Raw genomic sequence first — 22,780 nt, 5'->3', positions numbered from 1 at the left:
TACACGTACGGGAATGATAGCTAAATGAATCCTAAAAACCAATACTTTTTTTCTTCAGTTTTAAAATTACTATTTCTTACAGGATTATTAGTAGTAATCGCGATTCCTTTTTTCCTCTGGACTATAACTTATAATGATTTTCTTCATTCTATAGTGTTGCGCTACAATATTCAGGATAAGGAATTTGCATTAAGGAATAAATATCTGACATCGGTTACCTTCATTATATTTCGTTATTTTACTTTATTGGTAGCCTTAGTTTATTCTCTGCTTTTTCCAAAATTGCTTAGAAAATCAAATTCACTCTCAGGCTTAATTACGGCAAATGCCTTTAGATTCGCTGCATTGGTAAAAAAAGAATTTTCTCATTTAAAGAGAGAGGAAGTAATTGCTTTTTCCTTAATAACCCTTTTATCTCTTCTTTTGAAACTCTGGTATTTCTTTAAAATTCCTTTTTTGGTTGATGAAGCCTTTTCATATGTGTATTTTGTAAGTAAAGGATTTCCTGTTACGGCTAGTTATTACCCTGCTCCGAATAATCATATATTAAGTAACTTGTTGTCTTGTATCGTTCAGCTTTTTACTGATAATGCATTATTGGTAATGCGTTTGCCATCATTTATTTTGTCAATATTTCTAGGAGGGTTGTTATTTCTGTTTTACAAAAAACAGTTTTCATTTTTTACGGCCATTACAGCCTATTTATTTTATTCATTAAGCTTTGAAATGAATTTTTATGCAGTTCAAGGGAGGGGTTATTTGCTGCTGACATTGTGTGTATTCATTCTGACAATAATTTGTTTCAAGTATACAATCACCCAGAAAAGCCCATATATTTGGATATTTATCCTTATTTCTATTGCTGGGTTTTATACAATTCCAACCTTCCTTTATCCTTTCGTCGCCTCAATGATCTTTCTTCATTTTTATTTTATTCTGAATAAAAATATTAATCCGTTGTTTAAAATATATGCTGCGTCTTGTGCTGTTCTTATAGGAGTTTTGCTGCTTTATGCTCCAGTATTTTTGGTAAGCGGAGTTTCTTCTGTAGTTTCTAACAGTTGGGTAAAGCCTCTGCAGTTAAGCAATTGGATCAAGGAGATCCCTTCATATTTGGGTGACTCGACCAATTGGTTATTAAATTTAGAAATGGGAGGAGGATTATTACTGATGTTTATTATGATCTGTAATATCTTTATACATACTCAAAGGTCTGCAAGGGTTTTTCAATTGCTTTCGATAGTTCATCTGCTTAGTCCTGTTCTACTGATTGGAGTTCAAAGAGTATTGCCATTTTTCAGAATCTGGATATATCTGATTCCAGTTATAAGTTACTGGATTGGTGGCATATGTGCAGGTTTGAAAAAGAGCTATCTGAAGTTGACTTATATTTTAGCTTTGACAGTAGCTACGTTATTTATAGATCTCAGAGCGTTTAAGAATGATTTCGAGTTTTATGATAAAATGAATCAGACCCTGTCAAAAATATTTGAAGCTATTCCTCAAAACGTATATTGTGAGGAAGACACATATTACGTCTTTTTAAACTATTATGGAATAAAGCATCATGTACCTTTGAATGTGGATGATAATTTTGAAGCCTTTGTAGATTATGACTTTCTGATCTTAAAGCCACATAGCAATTTTTATCATAAAGGATATAAATTATTTATTGAAAATCAGTACGTTGTAGTATATATGAGAAGTAATTGAACTTTATCGGAGTTCTTAAATGTTACTGGATCGTTAATTCTTTTCAGAAACAAACTATTTTACATTTATATTTGGTAAAAAAATATGAGCATGGATAATAATCCTGTAATTATCTTCGGGGCAAAGGGACTAGGAAAAGTTGCTCTGGATATTTTTCAAAGTAATAATGTTGTTACCTATTGTTTTTTAGATGACGATGATAAACTGCACGGCAAGGAAATATGCGATGTCGCAGTTCTTGGCCGCACAGATGATGATGGCTTTTTAAAATACTTAGGGAAAAAATGCTCAGCTTTTGTTGCCAGTGATGACAATAAACTAAGGCAGAATCTTGTGCAAATGCTTAAGGAGAAAAGAAAGATTATGCCTGTAAATGCTGTCCATTCCAAAGCATTTATATCGGAATATTCCTTTCTTGGCTATGGCAATATGATCAATGCAGGAGCTATTATTAATAGCAATGCAAAGATTTCTAATCATTGTATAATCAGTTGCAATGCATTGATAGATTTTGATGCTCAGATTGATGATTTTGTTCAGATTGGAGCCGGAAGTATTATTAATTCTGGTGTCAAGATTGAAAAAGGAGCATTCATAGGGTCCGGAGCAATAATTATTTCAGGAGTTACTATTGGTAAAAATGCCAGAGTGGGAGCCGGTTCTGTAGTAATCAGTGATGTTAAAGACGGAGAAACAGTATTTGGGAATCCAGCAAAAGTTGTTTAGAAAAAAATCTGCTAAAAATATCGGGCTGTGCAATTTGTACAGCCTTTTTTATTTAATCAGTTAATTACAAAATGCTCATTCAGAATACTGGAGAATTTTTCATCCGTAAGAGGTTTGTTCACATAACCAAAAACACCTGAATCGTTTAATTTTTTTATATCAAGAGGATTTGTGGAAGTGGTAAGCATTACTATTACTACAGATTTTTTATCGGGGAAATCAAGTGTTTTATATGCTTCAAGGAACTCAAATCCGTCCATGACCGGCATATTAATATCCAATAAAATTAACTCAGGACATTTCTGGCCAGAATTTATTATTTCTTGAAGAAGGTTTAAAGCTTCCTCCCCATTAAGAACTATTTTTACCTCGTCTGCTACATTCAGCCTTTTAATTAGTTTTTCATTGATGAAATTATTGATACTATCATCGTCAACTAATAAAATGCTTTTGATTTTTTTCATGGCGGTATGAAATCTATTTTATTCTTTAAAGAAAGTAGGCTCCTCCTTCTTTAAAGGTAAATCAAAATTTGTGTAAGATTAATCTATTTTTTAAAAAAAATGAGAAGATTTCTTTAAAAAAATCTACAAAATTTTTAAAATATTAATAATCAGTAATGTATGGTTTTTCCTAAAATGTACTTTTTCCAGGGCTTACTGTTGCTCATTTTTTCCTTAAATGGTTAATCCTTTTAAGAGAAAAAAAGTATCCTCAGTTTTTTGATTTTTTTTTAATAATGTTGTTGATAAATGTCTTTATTGAATTATATGTTTTTGGTTTTTATTATTCTTTCAATGCAGTAACTTTACTCCCCTGGTTTAAACAGTAATGATATTAATTCCGGTATTTCTGTCAATCATCCTTGTCTATACTGTATTTGCAGTGTATGCAGAACGAAAAATCTCAGGGTTTATTCAGGATAGATACGGGCCTATGGAAGTGGGACCTTATGGAATATTACAGACAATTGCCGACCTTATCAAGCTTCTTATTAAAGAAGATATAGTTCCTCAATCAGCTGACAGAAAGTTATTTATTGCGGCTCCTGCAATTATATTTTCTGCAATATTTGCTGGGTATGCAGTCCTACCTTTTGCTCCAGGTTTGGAAGCCTCGCGTGTTTCAGTCGGAGTTTTTTACTTGTTGGCAATCATTTCATTAGATGTAATAGGCTTATTGATGGCTGGTTGGGGATCCAACAATAAGTTTTCATTGTATGGTGCCATTAGAGCGGTTGCTCAGATGATCTCCTATGAAGTGCCATTGAGTCTTTCTGTTCTAGCAGTTGTTATGACCTGTCAGTCGCTTGATTTGCAGGAAATAAGCTATCAGCAAAGTTTGTGGATTGGAGATTATTCAAAAATATCAGATTCAAATTATTTATTGGGCATAGAAAGTTTAGGTATCAATATCACAGAAGTGGGAGGGTTTCTTACCTGGAATATTTTCAGAAATCCTGTCTTAATGTTAAGTTTTGTAGTATTTTTTGTTGCATCACTTGCAGAATGTAATAGAGCTCCTTTTGATATTCCTGAAGCAGAATCAGAGCTTGTTGCAGGTTTTCATACAGAATACACTGGATTCAGATTCGCAATATTGTTTCTTGGAGAATATGCAATCATGTTGCTTGTATCTTTTCTAGCCTCTATCTTATTTTTAGGAAGCTGGAACAGCCCTTTTCCCAATATGGGCTTCTTAAGACTTGCAGACTGGACAAACGGATATCCAGGTACTTTTTCAGGTATTGCCTGGGGAACCTTCTGGTTGATCTCAAAAGCTTTTTCTTTAATTGGTTTACAAATGGTAATTAGATGGACTTATCCAAGGCTTAGAGTAGATCAGCTTATGTTTTTATGCTGGAAAGTCCTTACTCCCCTGGCATTGATTATCATTTTAATTTCTGGGTTCTGGCGACTCATGATGAATTAATAGAGGAGATGCATGATGACTAAAGGCCATATAAATAAAGGAGCTAAAAATACATACTGGGGAAGTATTGCAGAGGGCATCGTTTCACTTTGGACAGGTATACTGTTAACATTGAAACATTTATTCCAGGCTCTGAGATTTAAAAGAGAGCCTATAGGAGTTGAAAATAAAGATTACTTTTCGTTTGATAAAGGAATTGTTACGCTTCAATACCCGCATGAGGCCATTCCGGTTCCAGATAATGGTCGATATCGTCTTCATAATGAAATAGATGATTGTATCGTTTGCGACCTCTGTGCAAAGATTTGTCCTGTAAATTGCATAGAGATAGACGCAATCAAATCGACGGAGGAAATAGGCAAAACCTCTGATGGCTCTACTAAAAGGATTTATGCCGGTACTTTTGACATAGATATGGCCAAATGCTGCTACTGTGGATTATGCACTACAGTTTGCCCGACAGAATGCCTTACGATGACCAAAACTTACGATTACAGTGAGTTAGACATCAGAAACATGGTTTACCATTTCACCAATCTTACACCCGAGCAGGCCGAAGAAAAAAAGAAACTTTACGAAGAAAAGCAAAAAGAAAAAGCTAAACCTAAATCTCAGGAGGCAGCAAAGCCTGGTGTTGAGAATACTAAAGAAGTAGGAGAAAAATCAAGCATTAAACCTGCATTTAAACCTACTATAAAACCTCCAGTTTCACCACCTAAGTCTGCAGAAGAGAGCAATGTGAAATCAGAAGAAATATCTGGAACCTCAGAGTCAGGAGAAGTGAAGTCAGAGGAAAAGAAGGTTGCCAAGCCAGTATTTAAGCCAGTAATAAAATCTCCCACTTCAACTCCTAAGCCTGCAGAGGAAACCGGTGTCAAGCCAGAGGACAAGGCTGGGACATTAGACTCCGGAGAAGTGAAGGCGGAAGAGAAGAAAGCTCCGAAGCCAGTTTTTAAACCAGTAATAAAAGCACCGAGTTCTTCTCCTAAGCCTGCAGAGGAAGGCAGCGAAAAGCCAGAAAACACGGTAGAACCTTCAGAAACAGGAGAATTGAAGGCGGAAGAGAAGAAAACTCCGAAGCCAATCTTTAAACCCGTTATAAAACCACCTGTTCCCAAAGCTCATCAAACTGGAGAAGAGCAAGCTGATCAAGAGAATAAGGAAAATAAAGCTGAAGAAAAAAATAAAGGTTCAGAAGAACCCAAATCAGAAGAGGTTAAGAAACCGGCCAAGCCAATCTTTAAACCTGTAATTAAGCCAAAACCAAAGCAGGAAGGAGAGCAAGGTGATCAATAATCCGGAAGTATATTTTTTTTATTTCTTTGCCAGCATCATTGTGGGCTCAGCTTTGTTTTTACTTATTACAAAAAATGTAGTTTACTCGGCTTTTGCCTTACTGAGTACCTTGCTGGGAGTAGCCGGATTGTTTGTACTGGCATCTGCGGACTTTCTGGGTATCATGCAAATTGTCATCTACATAGGTGGTGTGTTATTGCTCTTTATGTTTGCGATCATGTTTGCAAATAAGCTTACAGGACAGCATTATATCATCACAGAGCATAAAAACCTTCTTTCTGGAATTATCCTTGGCATTGTGGTTTTTATTATTTTTGCCACAGCTATTTTAAATGCAGGGTATAAAGAGCAGCTTTCATATTATCCTGATAAGGGCACGGTTTCAGGTATCGGAGTTGAACTTATGACATCGTACGTCTTACCATTTGAATTTGCAGGAGTGTTTCTTTTTGTAGCATTAATCGGAGCTTCCATTGTAGCGGGGTATTTAATAAAAGACAAAATTAAAAAATGATTCCATCTACGCATTTTCTGATAATTGCAGCATTCCTTTTTTCTATAGGTATCATAATACTTATAATAAAAAGAAATGCAATTGCAGCATTGATGGGAATAGAATTGATGCTCAATGCTGTGAACATCAATCTTGTAGTTTTTAGCAACCTGAACAGGCAGATGGATGGACAAATGTTTGTGATTTTTGTGATTGTTGTTGCTGTGGCGGAAGCTGCTGTAGGATTAGCTTTATTACTTCAGGTTTATAAAAGTTATAAAACTTCAGACCTGGATAAAATTTCTAAATTAAAAGGCTAGGTCAGACATGAATTCGTATTTAATAACAGACCTTGACAACCTCGTATATTTCTCTCTGATTGCGGCATTATTACCGCTAAGTGCTTTTTTTATTCTGTTTTTTTTCGGCAAAAAATTACCACGCAAAGGTGACTGGCTTGCTACATTACTGATAGGTCTTTCTTTTATTCTCTCATTACTTGTTTTCTTTTCTGTTTGGGAGGGAAGGGCAGGTTCCATGACATTCCAATGGATAGCCTTGTCGGGTATTCCGGAAAATGCTTTTTCTATATCTGTGAGCATTGATAAGTTATCAAGCTTTATGATACTGACAGTTTGCCTCATTTCATTGTTGGTGCACTTATACTCAATGGAGTATATGAAGGGAAAATTGAATTATACCCGATACTTTCCATATCTGTCGATATTTACCTTTGCAATGCTTGGTTTGGTTATCTCTGATAATCTTCTGATTACTTTTATGTTCTGGGAATTGGTTGGCTTTACTTCATATTTATTGATTGGCTTCTGGTTTACTAAAGAAGAGGCTGTTAAAGCGAGTAAAAAAGCCTTTCTTTTCAACAGGATAGGGGATCTTGGTTTTTTATTGGCTTTGATGATTATATGGTCATTTGCGGGAACTTTTGAGTTTCAATACCTGGGTGATAGTTTTGAAGACCAAAGTATATGGTTTACTTTGGCCGGATTAGGTTTAGTGCTTGCATGTATCGGTAAGTCAGCTCAATTCCCTTTATATGTGTGGCTTCCGGATGCAATGGAAGGACCGACTCCTGTATCGGCATTAATTCACGCTGCTACAATGGTTGCAGCTGGTATATTCCTTCTGGCAAAAGTATTCTTCTTGCTTAGTGAAGATGTTCTTACAACAATAGCGACAATAGGTGCTATAACTATGTTAATGAGTGCTATTCCTGCATTGTTTCAGAATGACATCAAAAAAGTGCTGGCCTATTCTACAATTTCTCAATTAGGGTATATGTTTGTTGGAATCGGAGCCGGTGTTCCTGAAGCTGCGTTGTTCCATTTATTTACCCATGCTTTTTTCAAAGCAGGTTTGTTTCTTTCTGCTGGTGCTGTAATCCACTATATGCATGAAATAAAACATGTATTGTTTCATGAAGGTGTCTATAATGATTTTGATGCCCAGGATATGAGACTTATGGGTGGTTTAAGGAAGAGAGTACCACTCGTATTTATTGTTTTTATAGTATGTTCTTCGTCTTTAGTCGGATTACCATTGTTGTCTGGTTTTCTTTCAAAAGAAGCAGTTATAGGAGCTGCATTTAACTGGGCTGATTCGTATAGTAATACGAATAATAGCTTTGTTTATTATCTGATTCCACTATCTTGCTTTGTAACGGCATTCTTTACTGCTCTATACATGATAAGACAACTGATGATGGTTTTTTTCGGCGATTTCAGACTTGAGAACCTGATTCCATACCTTAATGCAAAACACGAGCATCACCACCAATCACTTTTGATTTCGTTACCTTTGGTAGTACTTTGTGTGTTATCCTTTGCGCTACCATTTTCTTTAAATCCATTTTCCCCTCAATCCAGCTGGTTCTTAAAGGAATTTAACCAATTATTTGAAAGCAATCTCGAGTTTGCACACTGGGTAACTTATACTACTGTATTATTAGCTTTGGCTGGAATTGTACTTGGTATATTTACATATAGAAATAAAGTTTATATATCGGATAAAGCAGAAAAATCAGATGTATTGGAGTTATTCGGCCATAACTGGTACCTTGAAAAATTCTACTACAAAGCAATGGTTCTTCCTGGTTTTCGATTGGCTTTTTATACTACCAAAATTGATTATCTGATTGACAGATTAATAGAAGGTACAGCTATCGCATATGTAGTATTGAGCCATATTGTGGCATGGTTTGATAAAAATATTATTGATGGTATTGTTAGGTTGATGGCAACCCTCGCAGTCTTTATATCTGGATTTTTCAAGAATTTACAGTCCGGAAAAGTTCAACAATACTTTGTGTATACGCTTGCTACCGTAATGATATTGATTTATATCTTTTTCAATTGGATGAAATAGCAGGCTATGAAAAATGAATTAAAATATTTGCTGAAATAATTTACTTACCCATCGTGACGGAAAAAGTGTTAAGTATACTGATCTTTTTACCTCTTGTAGGTTTAATCCCTTTACTGGTGCTGCCGAAAAGCAGATCTGGTATTTATAAATATATTAACCTGGCGGTATGTTTGTTGCAAACCATATTGGCAGTTTTTGTTTTTTGTTTGTACTCAAAACCTGGCCTTGTAACAGATCCTATATATGGCTTATTTAAACTGACTGAGCGACTTAACTGGATTACCATTGACCTTGGAAATATAGGACGCCTTTCAATCAATTATTTCATTGGGCTAGATGGATTAAATGTAACAATGGTATTATTGTCTGCTATTGTAATGCTTATTGCAGCAATATCTTCCTGGTCGGTAGAAAAGCATCTTAAAGGATATTATGCGCTTCTCCTTATTTTGAACACATCAGTTTTAGGTTGCTTTCTTTCTCTTGACCTGTTTTTGTTTTTTCTGTTTTTTGAATTTATGCTTCTTCCGATGTATTTCCTTATTGGAATATGGGGAGGGCCGAGGAGAGAATATGCTTCAATAAAGTTTTTTTTATATACGCTTGCAGGTTCTTTATTGATCTTGGCTGTAATTATCGGATTATATTTTTCTGTTGCAGATCCAGTGGAAACCTCTGTCAGATTAGGCTTGGCAGAAAACATAGAAGCAGTTACTGTAAATGATGTTTCGAATGTACAAGGCATGCTTCAAAGCAAGCAGATTCCCAAAAGGGCAATAGTACATTCATTCAATATACCGGATATGACCAGTCCTAAAAATTTTATTCCAGGATCTGTCTTCCATGTATTTACTAAAATCAACTTTATGGGATTGCCGATTCGTATGGCAGCATTCCTCGCCTTACTATTAGGTTTTTTGATTAAACTGCCGGCTGTTCCATTTCATACTTGGTTGCCAGATGCTCACGTAGAGGCACCGACTCCTGTATCTGTTATTCTGGCAGGGATTCTGTTGAAAATAGGAGGATATGGTTTGATAAGAACCGTTCTGCCGGTATTTCCTGAAGGTATGGTTTATTTCGGCTCATTCATTTCTTTTCTGGCTGTGCTATCCATAGTTTATGCGGCTATGAATGCTTTGGGAATGAAAGATCTGAAGAAGATGATAGCATATTCATCAGTATCGCATATGGGCTTTGTTCTGCTTGGTATCGCTAGCGGTACACCTGAAGGTATCAATGGCGCGATCTTTCAGATGTTCAGTCATGGAATCTTGTCAAGCGGGTTGTTTCTTGCTGCTGGCGTACTTTACGACAGGACGCATGACAGAGGAATCGAAAACTACAGAGGCCTTGCTTCTAAAATGCCTGTTTATACAATTGCAGTAACAATATTATTCTTTGCATCTCTCGGATTACCTGTATTTTCCGGCTTTATAGGAGAATTATTTTCCTTGTTGGGAGCCTTTCATTCCTCAACCACCAATGGCCTCGTTCCATATTGGATGTCCATCACTGCAGTTCTCGGTATTCTGATCGGAGCAACTTATTTCCTGTGGACATTACAAAGAATGTTTTTCGGAAAATTCTGGATTTCAAAAAATATTACATTCAATAATAAATTTAATGATCTGAATTCAAGAGAAATGATCATGCTTGTACCATTGATTATAATTACACTCGTGCTTGGTGTTTTTCCAGGTATCCTTCTTGAACCTGTTTCTGATTCGGTGGAGGTCCTAATAGGACAGATTTTCAGCTCAGGATTGGATAATCTGAAAACAATGCAAAATTTCAGATCTCTGTAATGTTAGAAAAATACAAAATTTAACAAATGGGAAATGACGATTTATGTATCAAGTAAGTTGTCCGTTTTTCAGATAAACAAATACTTAAAATAATGAAAGAACAACTCTTTCATATTCTGCAAAGTACCGGATTTATAGGGCCGGAATTATTTCTGGTTTCTCTGTTTATATTGCTATTAGTAATCCAGATTATATATCCCAAAACAGGGCAAACTGTTTTTGCAGGAATGAGCTCGCTGGGTTTTGTAATATATTTAAAACTTGTTCTGGATCAGCTGTTATTAGTTCAATTGGAAGGTTCGAGGGAGATCTATTATGAAATGCTTTCATTAGATAAATGGTCTCTGTTTTTTAAATTCCTTTTTGCAATAGCGGGATTAGTTACCTCTTTTTTCTCAATAGTTTCGCAGGATACTAAGAAGATGGAATCAGGGACAGGTGAATATAATTCATTTATCATAATTCTGATTGCAGGGCTTTCATTTCTTGTAATGGCAGATAATTTTCTGATTATTTATCTGGCAATTGAGCTTATTTCTATATCCTCTTTTGTCCTTACATTTTATGGTAAAAAGGAAAAGAGCGCTGAAGCAGGGTTTAAATATTTTATCTTCGGGGCATTTTCTTCAGCATTAATGCTTTATGGGATTTCTCTTGTTTATGGACTTACTGGGTCTTTGATATTTACTGATTCCATCTTTATTGAAGGAGTGAGAAAAGCACAGGAATTTCCATTGTTTCTTGGATTTATACTAATTCTTTCCGGCTTCCTTTTTAAAATCGCTTCAGTACCATTTCATGAGTGGACCCCTGATGTATATGAAGCAGCTCCTTACCCTGTGGCAGCTTTATTTTCTATTGCCCCAAAAGCAGGAGCAATGGCTGTTCTCTTTAAATTTTCATATACATTTTTTAAAATATCACCTTTCCATTACAATTGGAAAGTAATGATAGCAGCATTTGCCATTTTAAGTCTTACAGTTGGAAATTTTGCGGCTTTATTTCAAAAAAATGCAAAGAGGATGCTGGCTTATTCCTCAATTGCTCATACAGGGTTTATCCTTTTAGGATTATTTGCATTAAATCAATTGGCAGTGAAAGCATTAATGTTTTATCTGTTAATTCTTTTACTTATGAACTTCGCCGCTTTTTTATTGGTTGAAAAATTAGCAGGATACACCGGATCAGATGATATATCTGGTTTTAACGGAGCAGGAAGAAAATTACCATTTATCGGAACCTTAGCAGTAATTATAATGATATCATTGACAGGATTGCCTCCTACTGCAGGATTTTATGCGAAATTCTTAGTTTTTTCAGCACTTTGGGAAAGTTATCAATCATCCGGATTAACATTGAATCTGGTGATTTTGATGGCTGGTTTGCTCAATACTGTGCTGGCACTTTTTTATTATTTACGAATACCATATTACTTGTATTTCCGCAAAGCAGAAAATAATAACCTTATACTTACATCGACCATTTCTGCATCTGATATTTTCGTATCTTTATTATCGATTCCATTGCTGGTTTTATTCTTCAAACCGAACTGGTTAATTAATCTAGTAGAAACGTTTTTGAATTGATCTAATACAGGCAGCTTACTAAGCTAATATATGAGTGACGCAATAAAACACGAATGCGGTATCGCTTTAATCAGGTTACGTAAACCTTTCTCTTATTATATAGAAAAATACGGAACCCCGATGTACGGCATCAATAAGCTGTACCTCCTGATGGAAAAACAGCATAACAGAGGCCAGGATGGAGCCGGTGTTGCAGCTGTAAAAATAGGTGTTCCAGAAGGAAAAAGGTACATCAGCCGTTACAGATCTGTTGATCCTCAACCTATCTCTGTGATTTTTAATAAAATCAACAGAAAATTCAGAAAAGCTCTAAGAGATAATAAAGAAAAGTACCTGGATGCTGATTGGATCCTTGAAAATACTGCATTTTCAGGAGAAGTGTTATTAGGGCACCTCCGTTATGGAACTCACGGCAGCAATGAAATTGAAAACTGTCACCCATTCCTCAGACAAAGTAACTGGAGGAGCCGTAACCTGGTTGTGGCAGGAAATTTCAATATGACTAACGTTGATGAGCTTTTCAATAAACTCGTCGAGCTTGGTCAACATCCTAAGGAAAAGAATGATACAGTTACAGTTCTTGAAAAGATAGGGCACTTCCTTGATGAAGAAAATCAACTGTTATTCAATAAATTTAAAAACCAGCATAGCAATCACGAAATCTCCTCATTAATTGAAGATGAGCTTGATCTTCAAAGAGTTTTGATGCGTTCTTGCAAAGATTTTGATGGAGGATATGCAATGGCGGGAATGACTGGTTATGGCGCTTCTTTTGTTGCCAGAGACCCTGCCGGTATCAGACCTGCTTATTACTATGCTGATGATGAAGTGGTTGTTGTAGCATCAGAAAAGCCTGCTATTAAAATTGCCTTCAATATCAACTATGATCAGATAAAAGAAATTGAGCCGGGCCATGCTCTTATAATAGAGAAAAATGGTGACTATGCTCAAAAGCAGTTTATCGATCAGTTAGAGAAAAAATCCTGCAGCTTTGAAAGAATATATTTCTCCAGAGGTTCTGATCCTGAAATTTATCAGGAAAGAAAAATGCTCGGTAAATTACTTGTACCTCAAGTTCTTGAAGCTGTTAATTTTGATTTAGAGAATACAGTATTTTCTTATATTCCTAATACAGCTGAAACAGCCTTTTTGGGTATGATGGAAGGTATCGAAGATTACCTGACTCAGTACAGAAAAAAGGTAATTCTTGAAGGTAAGCCTAATGGGATTGATCCCGAAAAAGTATTGTCTTTAAAGCCAAGAGTAGAGAAACTTGTCATTAAAGATGCAAAACAAAGATCATTTATTGTTGCAGATAGCGAACGTGACAAGTTTGTAACAAACCTTTATGATACAACTTATGATGTAATCAAAAAAGGTAAAGATACTATTGTCATCATTGATGATTCAATTGTTCGCGGTACTACTCTTGAAAGAAGCATTATTCAGATGCTTGATAAGCTTGGTCCTAAAAAGATTGTAATAGTTTCTTCATCTCCTCAGATCAGGTTCCCTGACTGCTATGGAATAGATATGTCCAAGATGAAAGAGTTCGTTGCATTCCGTGCTGTGCTTGAGTTGTTGAAAGAATCGGGAAGAGAATTTCATCTGGAAGATGTATATGAACAATGTAAAGGAGCTATTCAAACTTTAAGTGGGAATATGGAAAATCATGTGAAAAATCTTTATGCTCAGTTTTCATATGATGAAATCTCTCAAAAGGTATCGGAGATTGTAACTCCTAAAAACTGTAAAGCAGAGGTTCAGGTTGTATTTCAGACGATAGATAACCTTCATAAAGCTTGTCCGAAACATATTGGTGACTGGTATTTCACTGGTGATTATGCTACTCCTGGTGGAAACAGAGTTGCTAATAAAGCCTATATGTTCTTTATGGAAGGAAAAACTGTTAGAGCGTATTAATAAGAACTTACATAAGTGATAATAAAAAAAGAGCAGCTTAGCTGCTCTTTTTTTACGTCTTTATTTAATAATTTTTGATCACATTACTTAAACTGCAAAGCTCTCACCGCAGCCGCAAGTTCTGCTAGCATTAGGATTAATAAACTGGAAACCTTTTCCGTTTAATCCATCAGAAAAATCAAGAGTTGTGCCTAAAAGGTAAAGAAGACTTTTTTTGTCAACCAGAATTTTAATTCCCTTATCTTCAAAAATCTGATCAGCCGGATTGATCTGATTATCAAATTTCAAATCATACATTAATCCTGAGCAACCTCCACCATTAACAGCTACTCTGATATTATAATCGTCCGTATAACCTTCTTTTTGTTTCAGGTCAAAGACATGTTCTTTAGCTTTTTCTGTAATATTAATCATGATTAGAACATTTTTATGGTTAAATCGGAAACGTACTTATTTTAGAATAAGTTCATTTCAGAACACTTAAATTTACTAATTATTAATAAAAAATCCTGATAATTGGCGAACCTTTAAATAATTATGAAAAACCTTGAACATATAGGCATTGCTGTAAAAAGTATTGAAGCTGCTATTCCGCTTTTTTCTAAGCTGTTAAATAGAGAACCCTATAAAGAAGAATTTGTCGAAGGGGAAAAGGTAAGAACACTTTTTTTTAAATGTGGAAATGTTAAGATAGAACTTTTGGAATCAACGACTGAAGACGGCGCTATCGCAAAGTTTATAGAAAAAAGAGGTGAAGGAATTCATCATCTTGCATTTGAAGTAGAAGACATTAATCAAGAAATGCTGAGAATGAAAGATGAAGGTTTTGCTCTTTTGAATGACCAACCCAAAACAGGTGCAGATAATAAAATGATTTGTTTTCTGCATCCCAAAACAACTGGAGGAACTTTGATAGAGCTATGTCAGGAAAATAAAAAGGGATCTTAAGATCCCTTTTTGAATAGTTTTATTATCCGTTTTATCTTAAACGGTCATAGACCAGTGATAGGAGAAATCCAAAGAAAAGGATAAATTTACATCTTAATTTGTCCGCTTTTTCTCATTTTGTTTACCTTCTTAGCATTCTTCTTACACTTTGGATTAGCTCTTACACAAGAAGTTGCCGAAAATGAGAAAGCAAAAAGAACAAGGAAAATTGAGAGTATCGTTGCTTTTTTCATAATTAATATGTTTTTCGATTGATTGATGGCTTGGCAAATTTAAATGAAATCTTAGATAAAGTAAATAAATAAGATTTTACAAAACTTATACAATATACAAAAAAAATCTGATGGAAAATAATAAAAGGACGGAATTAAGTGATTTAGGAGAATTTGGATTAATTAATCGTTTGAAGGAAAAAGTTGTTTTAAGGAATCCTGAAACTCAAACGGGCATAGGAGATGATGCAGCTGTTATTGAAAACAGGAATGAATTGACATTAGTGTCTACAGATATTCTTGCCGAAGGTATTCATTTTGACCTTACTTATACCCCATTAAGGCACTTAGGGTATAAGGCTGTAGCTGTAAATGTTTCTGATATAGCAGCAATGAATGGTATACCCAAGCAAATTGTGGTAGGGGTAGCACTAAGTAACAGATTCTCTCTTGAAGCAATTGAAGAGTTGTACGAGGGAATTAATCAAGCTTGTGAAGATTATAAAGTTGATCTGGCTGGTGGAGATACTACCTCTTCAAGGTCTGGCCTCGTTATTTCAGTGACGGTGCTTGGTGAAGCAAAAAAAGAAGAAATAGCATACAGATCAGGCGCTCAGGTAAATGACTTGATTTGTGTTACTGGTGACTTAGGCGGCGCTTATATAGGGTTACAATTGTTAGAAAGGGAAAAACAGGTTTTCAAACAGGATCCTGAAATGCAGCCTCAACTTTCAGATAAGGAATATGTGGTAAGAAGACAACTCAAGCCTGAGGCTAGAATGGATGTAACTTATGATCTGAAAGAGCTTAAAATTAAACCTACCTCCATGATTGATATTTCAGATGGATTAGCGAGTGAGCTTCTTCATATATGCAAAGCATCTAATGTAGGAGCTAGAATCTATGAGGATAAACTCCCGGTGGATAGCATGACCTTTGATACTGCCAGAGAGTTTAATCTTGATCCTACTACGGTTGCTCTTAATGGAGGAGAAGATTATGAATTATTGTTTACAGTTAATCAAAGTGCATTTGATAAAATTAAAAACCATCCTGATATTACAATCATCGGGCATATAACTGACAATTCAGATGGAGTGCAGTTGATTACAGGAGGAGGAAATTTTTTCCCTATAAAAGCTCAAGGTTGGGCACATTTTTAATAGTTTTCAGGCCATAATTTGAAATTGAATAAATTTCAGATTATGGTTTTTACATGAATCTGATAGGGATTATTACGCCTATAATTTTCACTTTTTTTATTTTTTAATCCATTTGATAAGCAATATATTGCTTTTAAAATAGGATCTATTTAAGATTACATTTAAAACATTTCATGCCTTTTCAGGTTTGCTCTTTGGCAAAAAAGTATTCTTGTCAATGATGCATGTTATCAAATTTCCAAACTAAGGAAAAAAGTCCAGGTAAATTTTTCAGAGTAATTGATTTATGAAAGTAAAAGCTGCAACAAGGGAAATCTCTTCTTTGGATGAAGAGTTGCTCAGAGTTTTGACTGAAATTAAAAATGGGAATTTTTCTGCCCGGATGGCATTGGACCAGACTGGTATAAAAGGAAAAATTTCGGATACCATGAATACCATTGTCGAAATGAACGAGCGCTTCATGGCTGAGCTAACTCAAGCTGCTACCATAATCGGTAAAAATGGACAACTTGAGCATAGGATCTCATTTACCGATGGAAAAGGAGCCTGGAAAGAAGGTACTAATTCTATTAATTCACTAATCACTGATTTAGTACAACCAACTATAGAAATTGCAGATGTAATCAGTTCTGTGGCTAAAGGTAATCTTTCAAATACAATGCCTCTGGCAGTCAGTAATCATAAGCTGAAAGGGGAATTTTACCGGATTGCCAAAGAGGTTAATGACATGGTTAAGCAGCTTAACCTCTTTTCAATGGAAGTTACCCGTGTTGCAAGGGAAGTGGGGTCAGAAGGAAAATTGGGTGGACAAGCTAAAGTTAAAGGTGTAGCAGGTGTTTGGAAAGATCTTACAGATTCTGTAAACCTAATGGCAGGCAACCTTACTGACCAGGTAAGAAATATTGCTGAAGTTACCACTGCGGTTGCTAAAGGTGATTTGTCTAAGAAAATCACTGTCGATGTAAAAGGAGAAATTCTAGAGCTGAAAAATACCATCAATACGATGGTGGATCAGCTTAATTCTTTCTCGTCTGAGGTAACCCGTGTGGCTCTTGAAGTGGGTACTGAGGGTAAGCTAGGTGGACAAGCGCAGGTAAAAGGTGTGGCAGGTACCTGGAAGGGCCTTACAGATTCCGTAAACCAAATGGCGAGTAATCTTACAGCTCAGGTTCGTAACATTGCTGATGTGACTACAGCCGTAGCAAAAGGGGACTTATCAAAAAAAATCACTGTTCAGGTAAAAGGCGAAATTCTTGAGTTAAAAAATACCATCAATACGATGGTGGATCAGTTGAATTCTTTCGCGTCAGAAGTAACCCGTGTGGCGCTGGAAGTAGGTACAGAAGGAAAACTGGGTGGACAGGCTAAGGTAAAAGGAGTCGGAGGTGTATGGAAAGACCTTACAGATTCAGTAAACCAAATGGCTAGCAACCTTACAGCTCAGGTGCGTAACATTGCTGATGTAACGACCGCTGTAGCCAAAGGAGATTTATCGAAGAAAATCACTGTAAATGTAGAAGGAGAAATCCTTGAATTGAAAAATACCATCAATACGATGGTGGATCAATTGAACTCTTTTGCATCTGAGGTAACCCGTGTGGCACTAGAAGTAGGAACAGAGGGTAAACTAGGGGGCCAGGCCAAAGTAAAAGGAGTTGGTGGTGTATGGAAAGATCTTACAGATTCTGTAAATCAAATGGCCAGCAATCTTACCGCTCAGGTACGTAACATCGCTGATGTTACGACAGCAGTGGCAAATGGAGATCTTTCCAAGAAGATCACAGTAAATGTCGAAGGGGAGATTCTTGAATTAAAGGAAACCATTAACACGATGGTGGATCAGCTGAACTCCTTTGCCTCTGAGGTAACCAGAGTTGCTGTGGAAGTGGGAACTGAAGGTAAGTTAGGCGGGCAAGCTAAAGTAAGAGATGTCGGAGGTGTATGGAAAGATCTTACAGATTCCGTAAACCAAATGGCTAGTAACCTTACTGCTCAGGTGCGTAACATTGCAGATGTAACAACAGCCGTGGCAAATGGAGACCTTTCCAAGAAAATTACAGTAAACGTTGAAGGAGAAATCCTTGAACTTAAAAATACCATCAATACGATGGTGGATCAGCTTAATTCATTTGCATCAGAAGTAACGCGTGTAGCTTTGGAAGTAGGAACAGAAGGTAAACTGGGCGGACAAGCTAAAGTACGAGACGTTGGCGGTGTTTGGAAAGATCTGACTGATTCTGTTAATCAGATGGCCAGCAATCTTACTGCTCAAGTGCGTAACATTGCTGAAGTAACAACAGCCGTGGCCAAAGGTAATCTTTCAAGAAAAATTACTGTGGACGTTAAGGGGGAAATTCTTGAATTGAAAAATACCATTAATACCATGGTGGATCAGCTTAATGCTTTTGGTTCTGAAGTAACACGTGTTGCCCGTGAGGTAGGTTCTGAAGGAAAGCTGGGTGGGCAAGCTTATGTTCCCGGTGTTGCAGGAACCTGGAAAGACCTTACTGATTCTGTTAATAAAATGGGAGGTAACCTTACAGCCCAGGTAAGAAATATCGCAGAGGTAACAACTGCAGTAGCAAAAGGTGACCTCTCTAGGAAGATTGAAGTAAATGTAAAAGGAGAAATTCTTGAACTTAAAAATACCATCAATACGATGGTGGACCAGCTTAGAGCCTTTGCATCAGAAGTAACCCGTGTTGCTAGGGAAGTGGGTACGGAAGGTAAACTTGGTGGCCAGGCCAGTGTAGAAGGTGTTGGAGGTGTTTGGAAAGATCTTACAGATTCCGTAAACCAGATGGCTGGTAACCTTACAGCTCAGGTACGTAATATTACAGATGTTGCGATAGCAGTGGCAAACGGTGATATGTCTAAGAAAATTACCGTTGATGTCCGTGGTGAAATCCTTCAGTTAAAGGAAACCATCAATACCATGGTGGACCAGTTGAGAGCATTTGCATCAGAAGTAACCCGTGTGGCAAGGGAAGTAGGTACTGAAGGTAAGTTGGGTGGTCAGGCATTTGTACCTGGTGTTGCTGGTATTTGGAAAGACCTTACTGATTCTGTAAACCACATGTCCGGTAACCTGACTTCCCAAGTGCGTAACATTGCGGAAGTAACTAAAGCCGTGGCCAGTGGCGACCTTTCTAAAACAATCATGGTGGATGTAAAAGGAGAAATCCTTGATTTGAAAAATACTATTAATACCATGGTGGATCAGCTGAATTCTTTTGCATCTGAGGTAACCCGTGTTGCAAGGGAAGTAGGTTCTGAAGGTAAACTAGGAGGACAGGCACAGGTAAAAGGTGTTGCAGGTACTTGGAAAGATTTGACAGACAGTGTAAACTTCATGGCTTCAAACCTTACAAGTCAAGTCCGTGGAATTGCTAAAGTTGTAACTGCTGTTGCGAAAGGTAATCTGAAACAAAAATTAAATATTAATGCTTCTGGAGAAGTTTCGCAGCTGACTGATACTATCAATGAAATGATTGATACCCTTGCGATCTTTGCTGATCAGGTAACAACTGTGGCGAAGGAAGTAGGAGTAGAAGGAAGATTGGGTGGACAGGCAAGTGTACCAGGTGCTTCAGGTATCTGGAAAGATCTTACAGAGAACGTAAACCAGCTTGCTGCAAATCTTACCACTCAGGTTAGATCTATTTCAGAAGTAGCATCTGCTGTTACCAAAGGCGATTTAACAAGAACGATCAGGCTAGAAGCGAGTGGAGAAGTGGAGGCACTTAAAGATACAATCAATCAGATGATTGCCAATCTGAAGGAAACTACACTCAGAAACCACGAGCAGGATTGGCTAAAATCCAACCTTGCCAAATTCACTCAAATGCTTCAAGGACAAAGAGACACAAATACTGTTGCTAAGAAAATTCTTTCAGAACTTGCTCAGGTAGTGGTAGCTCAAAAAGGATCCTTCTATATCCTGAATGATGAAGGGGATCAGGTAAAGCTGAAGCTATTTGCCTCCTATGCAGATGATACCAGCATTCCAAGAGAGTTTAATATTGGAGAAGGCCTGGTAGGACAATGTGCGCTTGAAAAAGAGAAAATACATTTACAGAATGTACCTATAGACTATCTTAAAATAAGCTCCAGCCTTGGAGAAGCAAGTCCTTTGTCAATTATAGTGCTTCCGGTATTATTCGAAAATCAGATCAAGGCCGTAATTGAGCTGGCTTCTTTTGATACATTCTCCAGCACTCACCTTGATTTCCTTGATCAGCTGACAGAAAGTATCGGTATAGTAATTAATACTATTGAAACCAATACAAGAACAGAAGAACTGCTTATACAGTCTCAGTCGCTTGCTGACGAACTTACAAGAACCAATGAAGAGCTTCAGGATAAAGCCTTCCTGTTGGAGAAACAAAAGCAGGAAGTGGAAGAGAAAAACAGAGTTATTGAAGAAGCAAGAAGATCTCTGGAAGATAAGGCAGAACAGCTTACTCTGACTTCCAAATATAAATCGGAGTTCTTGGCGAATATGTCACATGAGCTGAGAACTCCGCTTAACAGCTTGTTAATACTTGCACAACAGCTGTTTGAAAATCCTGAAGGAAATCTTTCGGATAGACAGGTTAATTACGCTCGCACCATATATTCATGCGGAGACGATCTGATACAATTGATCAATGATATTCTTGATCTTTCCAAAATTGAATCTGGGTATATATCTATTCAGGTATCTAAAATTCCTATCAGTGAAATTACTGGCTTTGTTGAGACAACATTTAAGCCTGTCGCTGAGACTAAAAAAGTTAAGTTCAACATTATAGTTGAAGATCTCACTGAATCAATAGAAACAGACATGCAAAGGTTAAATCAGATATTAAAAAATCTGCTTTCCAATGCATTTAAATTTACTGAAAAAGGTGAAGTAAGGTTAAAAATATACAATGCTGAAAAATCCTGGAAACAGAGAAACAGGCAGCTTGAAAATGCTGATAAAGTTATAGCATTTGCAATTTCGGATACTGGTATAGGTATTCCAATTGACAAACAGAATATTATTTTTGAAGCCTTTCAACAGGCAGAAGGATCTACATCAAGAAAATATGGAGGAACAGGGCTTGGACTTTCAATTTCCAGAGGTCTTGCGGAACTTTTAGGCGGAACCATTGAACTTGAAAGTGAAGTAGACCAAGGAAGTACATTCATTCTATATATTCCGGTAAAATCCACTCCGGAAGATTTAAAAATCACCAAAGTACCGGAAACCAAAATAGTATCACTTGATGCGGTTAATTCCGGAACAGCTAAAACATTGGGAAGTCTTCTTAATCCTTCTGAAGTAGGAGGCCTGGATATTGAGATTCCTGACTTTGAGTTGTTATCTGAAATGTTTCCCGATCCTGGGGATGATAGAAATACAGTGAAGCCTGGAGATAATGTGATGATGATCGTAGAGGATGATCAGAGGTTTGCAAAAATTATTCTTGACAAGGCCCACGATTATGGGTTTAAAGCAATAATTGCTGCGAGCTATGGGGAAGTCTTTGAAATGGCCATTACATATAAACTCGCTGCTGTAACTCTGGATATTAAAATGCCAGGAGTAAGCAGTGGATGGCGTGTACTTGACCTCTTCAAAAATGATCCCAACCTTCGACATATTCCTGTTTATATGATCTCAGGTGAAGAAAACGCAGATCTGGCATATCATAGAGGAGCTAGAAGCTTTTTGATGAAACCTGTGAAAAAGGACGTCCTCGATCAATTATTTAAGGATATTCAAGACTTTCATTCGAGGAAGACCAGAAATCTCCTGGTAGTAGAAGATAATGAAATTGATTCTTCAAGAATTAAAGATCTTTTTCTACAGATCCAAACAATCAATGTAACTGTTGTTTCCACCGGCAAAGAAGCAGTAAGTGAATGGTATGCAAATGGCTTTGATGCGATAATACTGGATTATAAACTACCTGATATAGAAGTGAAAGACCTTATACGTCAGTTTAATGATAAGAAGCAGCTTCAGTATACACCGGTGATAATTTACACTGCTAAAGACTTTTCTCCAGCAGAAGCAACTCAAATCAAAAAAATAACCAAAAGCATCCTTCTGAAGGATGTTAATTCCCTGGACAAATTACTTGAAGAGGCTATCATTCACATGCATATTTCATTTAATGATTTGCCTCAGGATATTAAAAACAGAATAATAAAAATACAACGTGAAGAGGATATATTAAATGGAAAGAATGTTCTAGTAGTAGATGATGATATTAGGAATCTTTTCGCTTTAACCACTGTTTTTGAGAGATTAAATATCAATTCAATTACGGCGGAAAGTGGGAAAGAAGCAATAAATATCTTAAATTCCAACGATAACGTTGATCTGATTTTAATGGATATTATGATGCCGGAGATGGATGGTTATGAAACCATTCAGAAAATCAGAAGAGAAAATAAGAATTTCAATCTTCCTATAATTGCTGTTACAGCAAAGGCTATGAAAGGTGATAGGCAAAAATGTATAGAAGCAGGTGCTTCAGATTACATTACCAAACCTGTTAAAATTGATCAACTTTTGGCGCTGATGCGAGTATGGATGAGAAAGTAAATATAATAGAGAATCTTT

Annotated in this window: 16 protein-coding genes; 13 read left to right on the top strand and 3 right to left on the bottom strand. The window is 36.5% G+C overall.

Features of this window, described 5'->3' with window-relative positions; translation table 11 throughout:
• Positions 1-24: 24 nt before the first annotated feature.
• Positions 25-1,713, top strand: coding sequence for a hypothetical protein (locus J7604_RS03045; RefSeq protein ID WP_293890850.1), 1,689 nt, complete (start codon positions 25-27; stop codon positions 1,711-1,713).
• Between the two features lie 90 nt (positions 1,714-1,803).
• Positions 1,804-2,439: an acetyltransferase gene (locus tag J7604_RS03040; protein ID WP_293890847.1), complete on the top strand. Its 636-nt coding sequence runs from the start codon at positions 1,804-1,806 to the stop codon at positions 2,437-2,439.
• 56 nt (positions 2,440-2,495) lie between these two features.
• Here the strand turns inward: J7604_RS03040 and J7604_RS03035 are convergent, their stop codons facing one another.
• Positions 2,496-2,903, bottom strand: a complete 408-nt coding sequence (locus J7604_RS03035) for a response regulator (RefSeq protein WP_293890844.1) — start codon at positions 2,901-2,903, stop codon at positions 2,496-2,498.
• Between the two features lie 367 nt (positions 2,904-3,270).
• On the opposite strand from J7604_RS03035, the gene J7604_RS03030 reads away from it, so the two are divergent.
• The 8 genes from J7604_RS03030 to J7604_RS02995 all read left to right on the top strand — a co-directional run bounded on the left by J7604_RS03030 (position 3,271) and on the right by J7604_RS02995 (position 13,859).
• Entirely contained in the window at positions 3,271-4,371 is a 1,101-nt protein-coding gene (locus J7604_RS03030; protein ID WP_293890841.1) for a complex I subunit 1 family protein, read from the top strand.
• A 12-nt stretch (positions 4,372-4,383) separates the two neighbouring features.
• Entirely contained in the window at positions 4,384-5,667 is a 1,284-nt protein-coding gene (locus tag J7604_RS03025) for a 4Fe-4S dicluster domain-containing protein (protein WP_293890838.1), read from the top strand.
• Positions 5,657-6,181: an NADH-quinone oxidoreductase subunit J gene (locus J7604_RS03020; protein ID WP_293890835.1), complete on the top strand. Its 525-nt coding sequence runs from the start codon at positions 5,657-5,659 to the stop codon at positions 6,179-6,181. The genes J7604_RS03025 and J7604_RS03020 overlap by 11 nt, the downstream gene beginning before the upstream one ends.
• Positions 6,178-6,480, top strand: coding sequence for an NADH-quinone oxidoreductase subunit NuoK (gene nuoK, locus J7604_RS03015; RefSeq protein WP_293890833.1), 303 nt, complete (start codon positions 6,178-6,180; stop codon positions 6,478-6,480). Before J7604_RS03020 ends, nuoK begins: the two co-directional genes overlap by 4 nt.
• A 7-nt stretch (positions 6,481-6,487) precedes the next feature.
• Positions 6,488-8,542 carry an NADH-quinone oxidoreductase subunit L gene (gene nuoL, locus J7604_RS03010; RefSeq protein WP_293890830.1) on the top strand — a complete coding sequence of 685 codons (2,055 nt, stop codon included), beginning with the start codon at positions 6,488-6,490 and terminating at the stop codon, positions 8,540-8,542.
• A gap of 53 nt (positions 8,543-8,595) precedes the next feature.
• Positions 8,596-10,350, top strand: a complete 1,755-nt coding sequence (locus J7604_RS03005) for a NuoM family protein (protein WP_293890827.1) — start codon at positions 8,596-8,598, stop codon at positions 10,348-10,350.
• 92 nt (positions 10,351-10,442) lie between these two features.
• Entirely contained in the window at positions 10,443-11,936 is a 1,494-nt protein-coding gene (locus J7604_RS03000) for an NADH-quinone oxidoreductase subunit N (RefSeq protein WP_293890824.1), read from the top strand.
• A gap of 30 nt (positions 11,937-11,966) precedes the next feature.
• On the top strand, positions 11,967-13,859 hold the full coding sequence (locus J7604_RS02995) for an amidophosphoribosyltransferase (protein WP_293890821.1): 1,893 nt from the start codon (positions 11,967-11,969) through the stop codon (positions 13,857-13,859).
• Between the two features lie 87 nt (positions 13,860-13,946).
• Here the strand turns inward: J7604_RS02995 and J7604_RS02990 are convergent, their stop codons facing one another.
• Positions 13,947-14,273 carry an iron-sulfur cluster assembly accessory protein gene (locus tag J7604_RS02990; protein WP_293890818.1) on the bottom strand — a complete coding sequence of 109 codons (327 nt, stop codon included), beginning with the start codon at positions 14,271-14,273 and terminating at the stop codon, positions 13,947-13,949.
• Between the two features lie 123 nt (positions 14,274-14,396).
• Here J7604_RS02990 and mce point away from each other — a divergent pair, with 123 nt between their 5' ends.
• On the top strand, positions 14,397-14,807 hold the full coding sequence (gene mce / locus J7604_RS02985; protein ID WP_293890816.1) for a methylmalonyl-CoA epimerase: 411 nt from the start codon (positions 14,397-14,399) through the stop codon (positions 14,805-14,807).
• 86 nt (positions 14,808-14,893) lie between these two features.
• On the opposite strand, the gene J7604_RS02980 is transcribed toward mce, so the two are convergent.
• The gene (locus J7604_RS02980) at positions 14,894-15,040 is read right to left on the bottom strand and encodes a hypothetical protein (RefSeq protein WP_293890813.1); all 147 of its coding nucleotides are present in this window, start codon (positions 15,038-15,040) and stop codon (positions 14,894-14,896) included.
• Positions 15,041-15,150: 110 nt separating this feature from the next.
• Between J7604_RS02980 and thiL the strand changes: the two genes are divergently transcribed.
• Both thiL and J7604_RS02970 read left to right on the top strand, forming a co-directional pair.
• Positions 15,151-16,182: a thiamine-phosphate kinase gene (gene thiL, locus J7604_RS02975; protein ID WP_293890810.1), complete on the top strand. Its 1,032-nt coding sequence runs from the start codon at positions 15,151-15,153 to the stop codon at positions 16,180-16,182.
• A 286-nt stretch (positions 16,183-16,468) separates the two neighbouring features.
• Positions 16,469-22,762 carry a HAMP domain-containing protein gene (locus tag J7604_RS02970; protein WP_293890807.1) on the top strand — a complete coding sequence of 2,098 codons (6,294 nt, stop codon included), beginning with the start codon at positions 16,469-16,471 and terminating at the stop codon, positions 22,760-22,762.
• The last annotated feature ends 18 nt before the right edge of the window (positions 22,763-22,780 follow it).

This window comes from Sporocytophaga sp., from assembly GCF_017745095.1.
GTDB lineage: Bacteria > Bacteroidota > Bacteroidia > Cytophagales > Cytophagaceae > Sporocytophaga.
The sequence above is the reverse complement of the archived record's forward strand: the minus strand, read 5'-3'. Positions and strand labels throughout refer to the sequence as shown.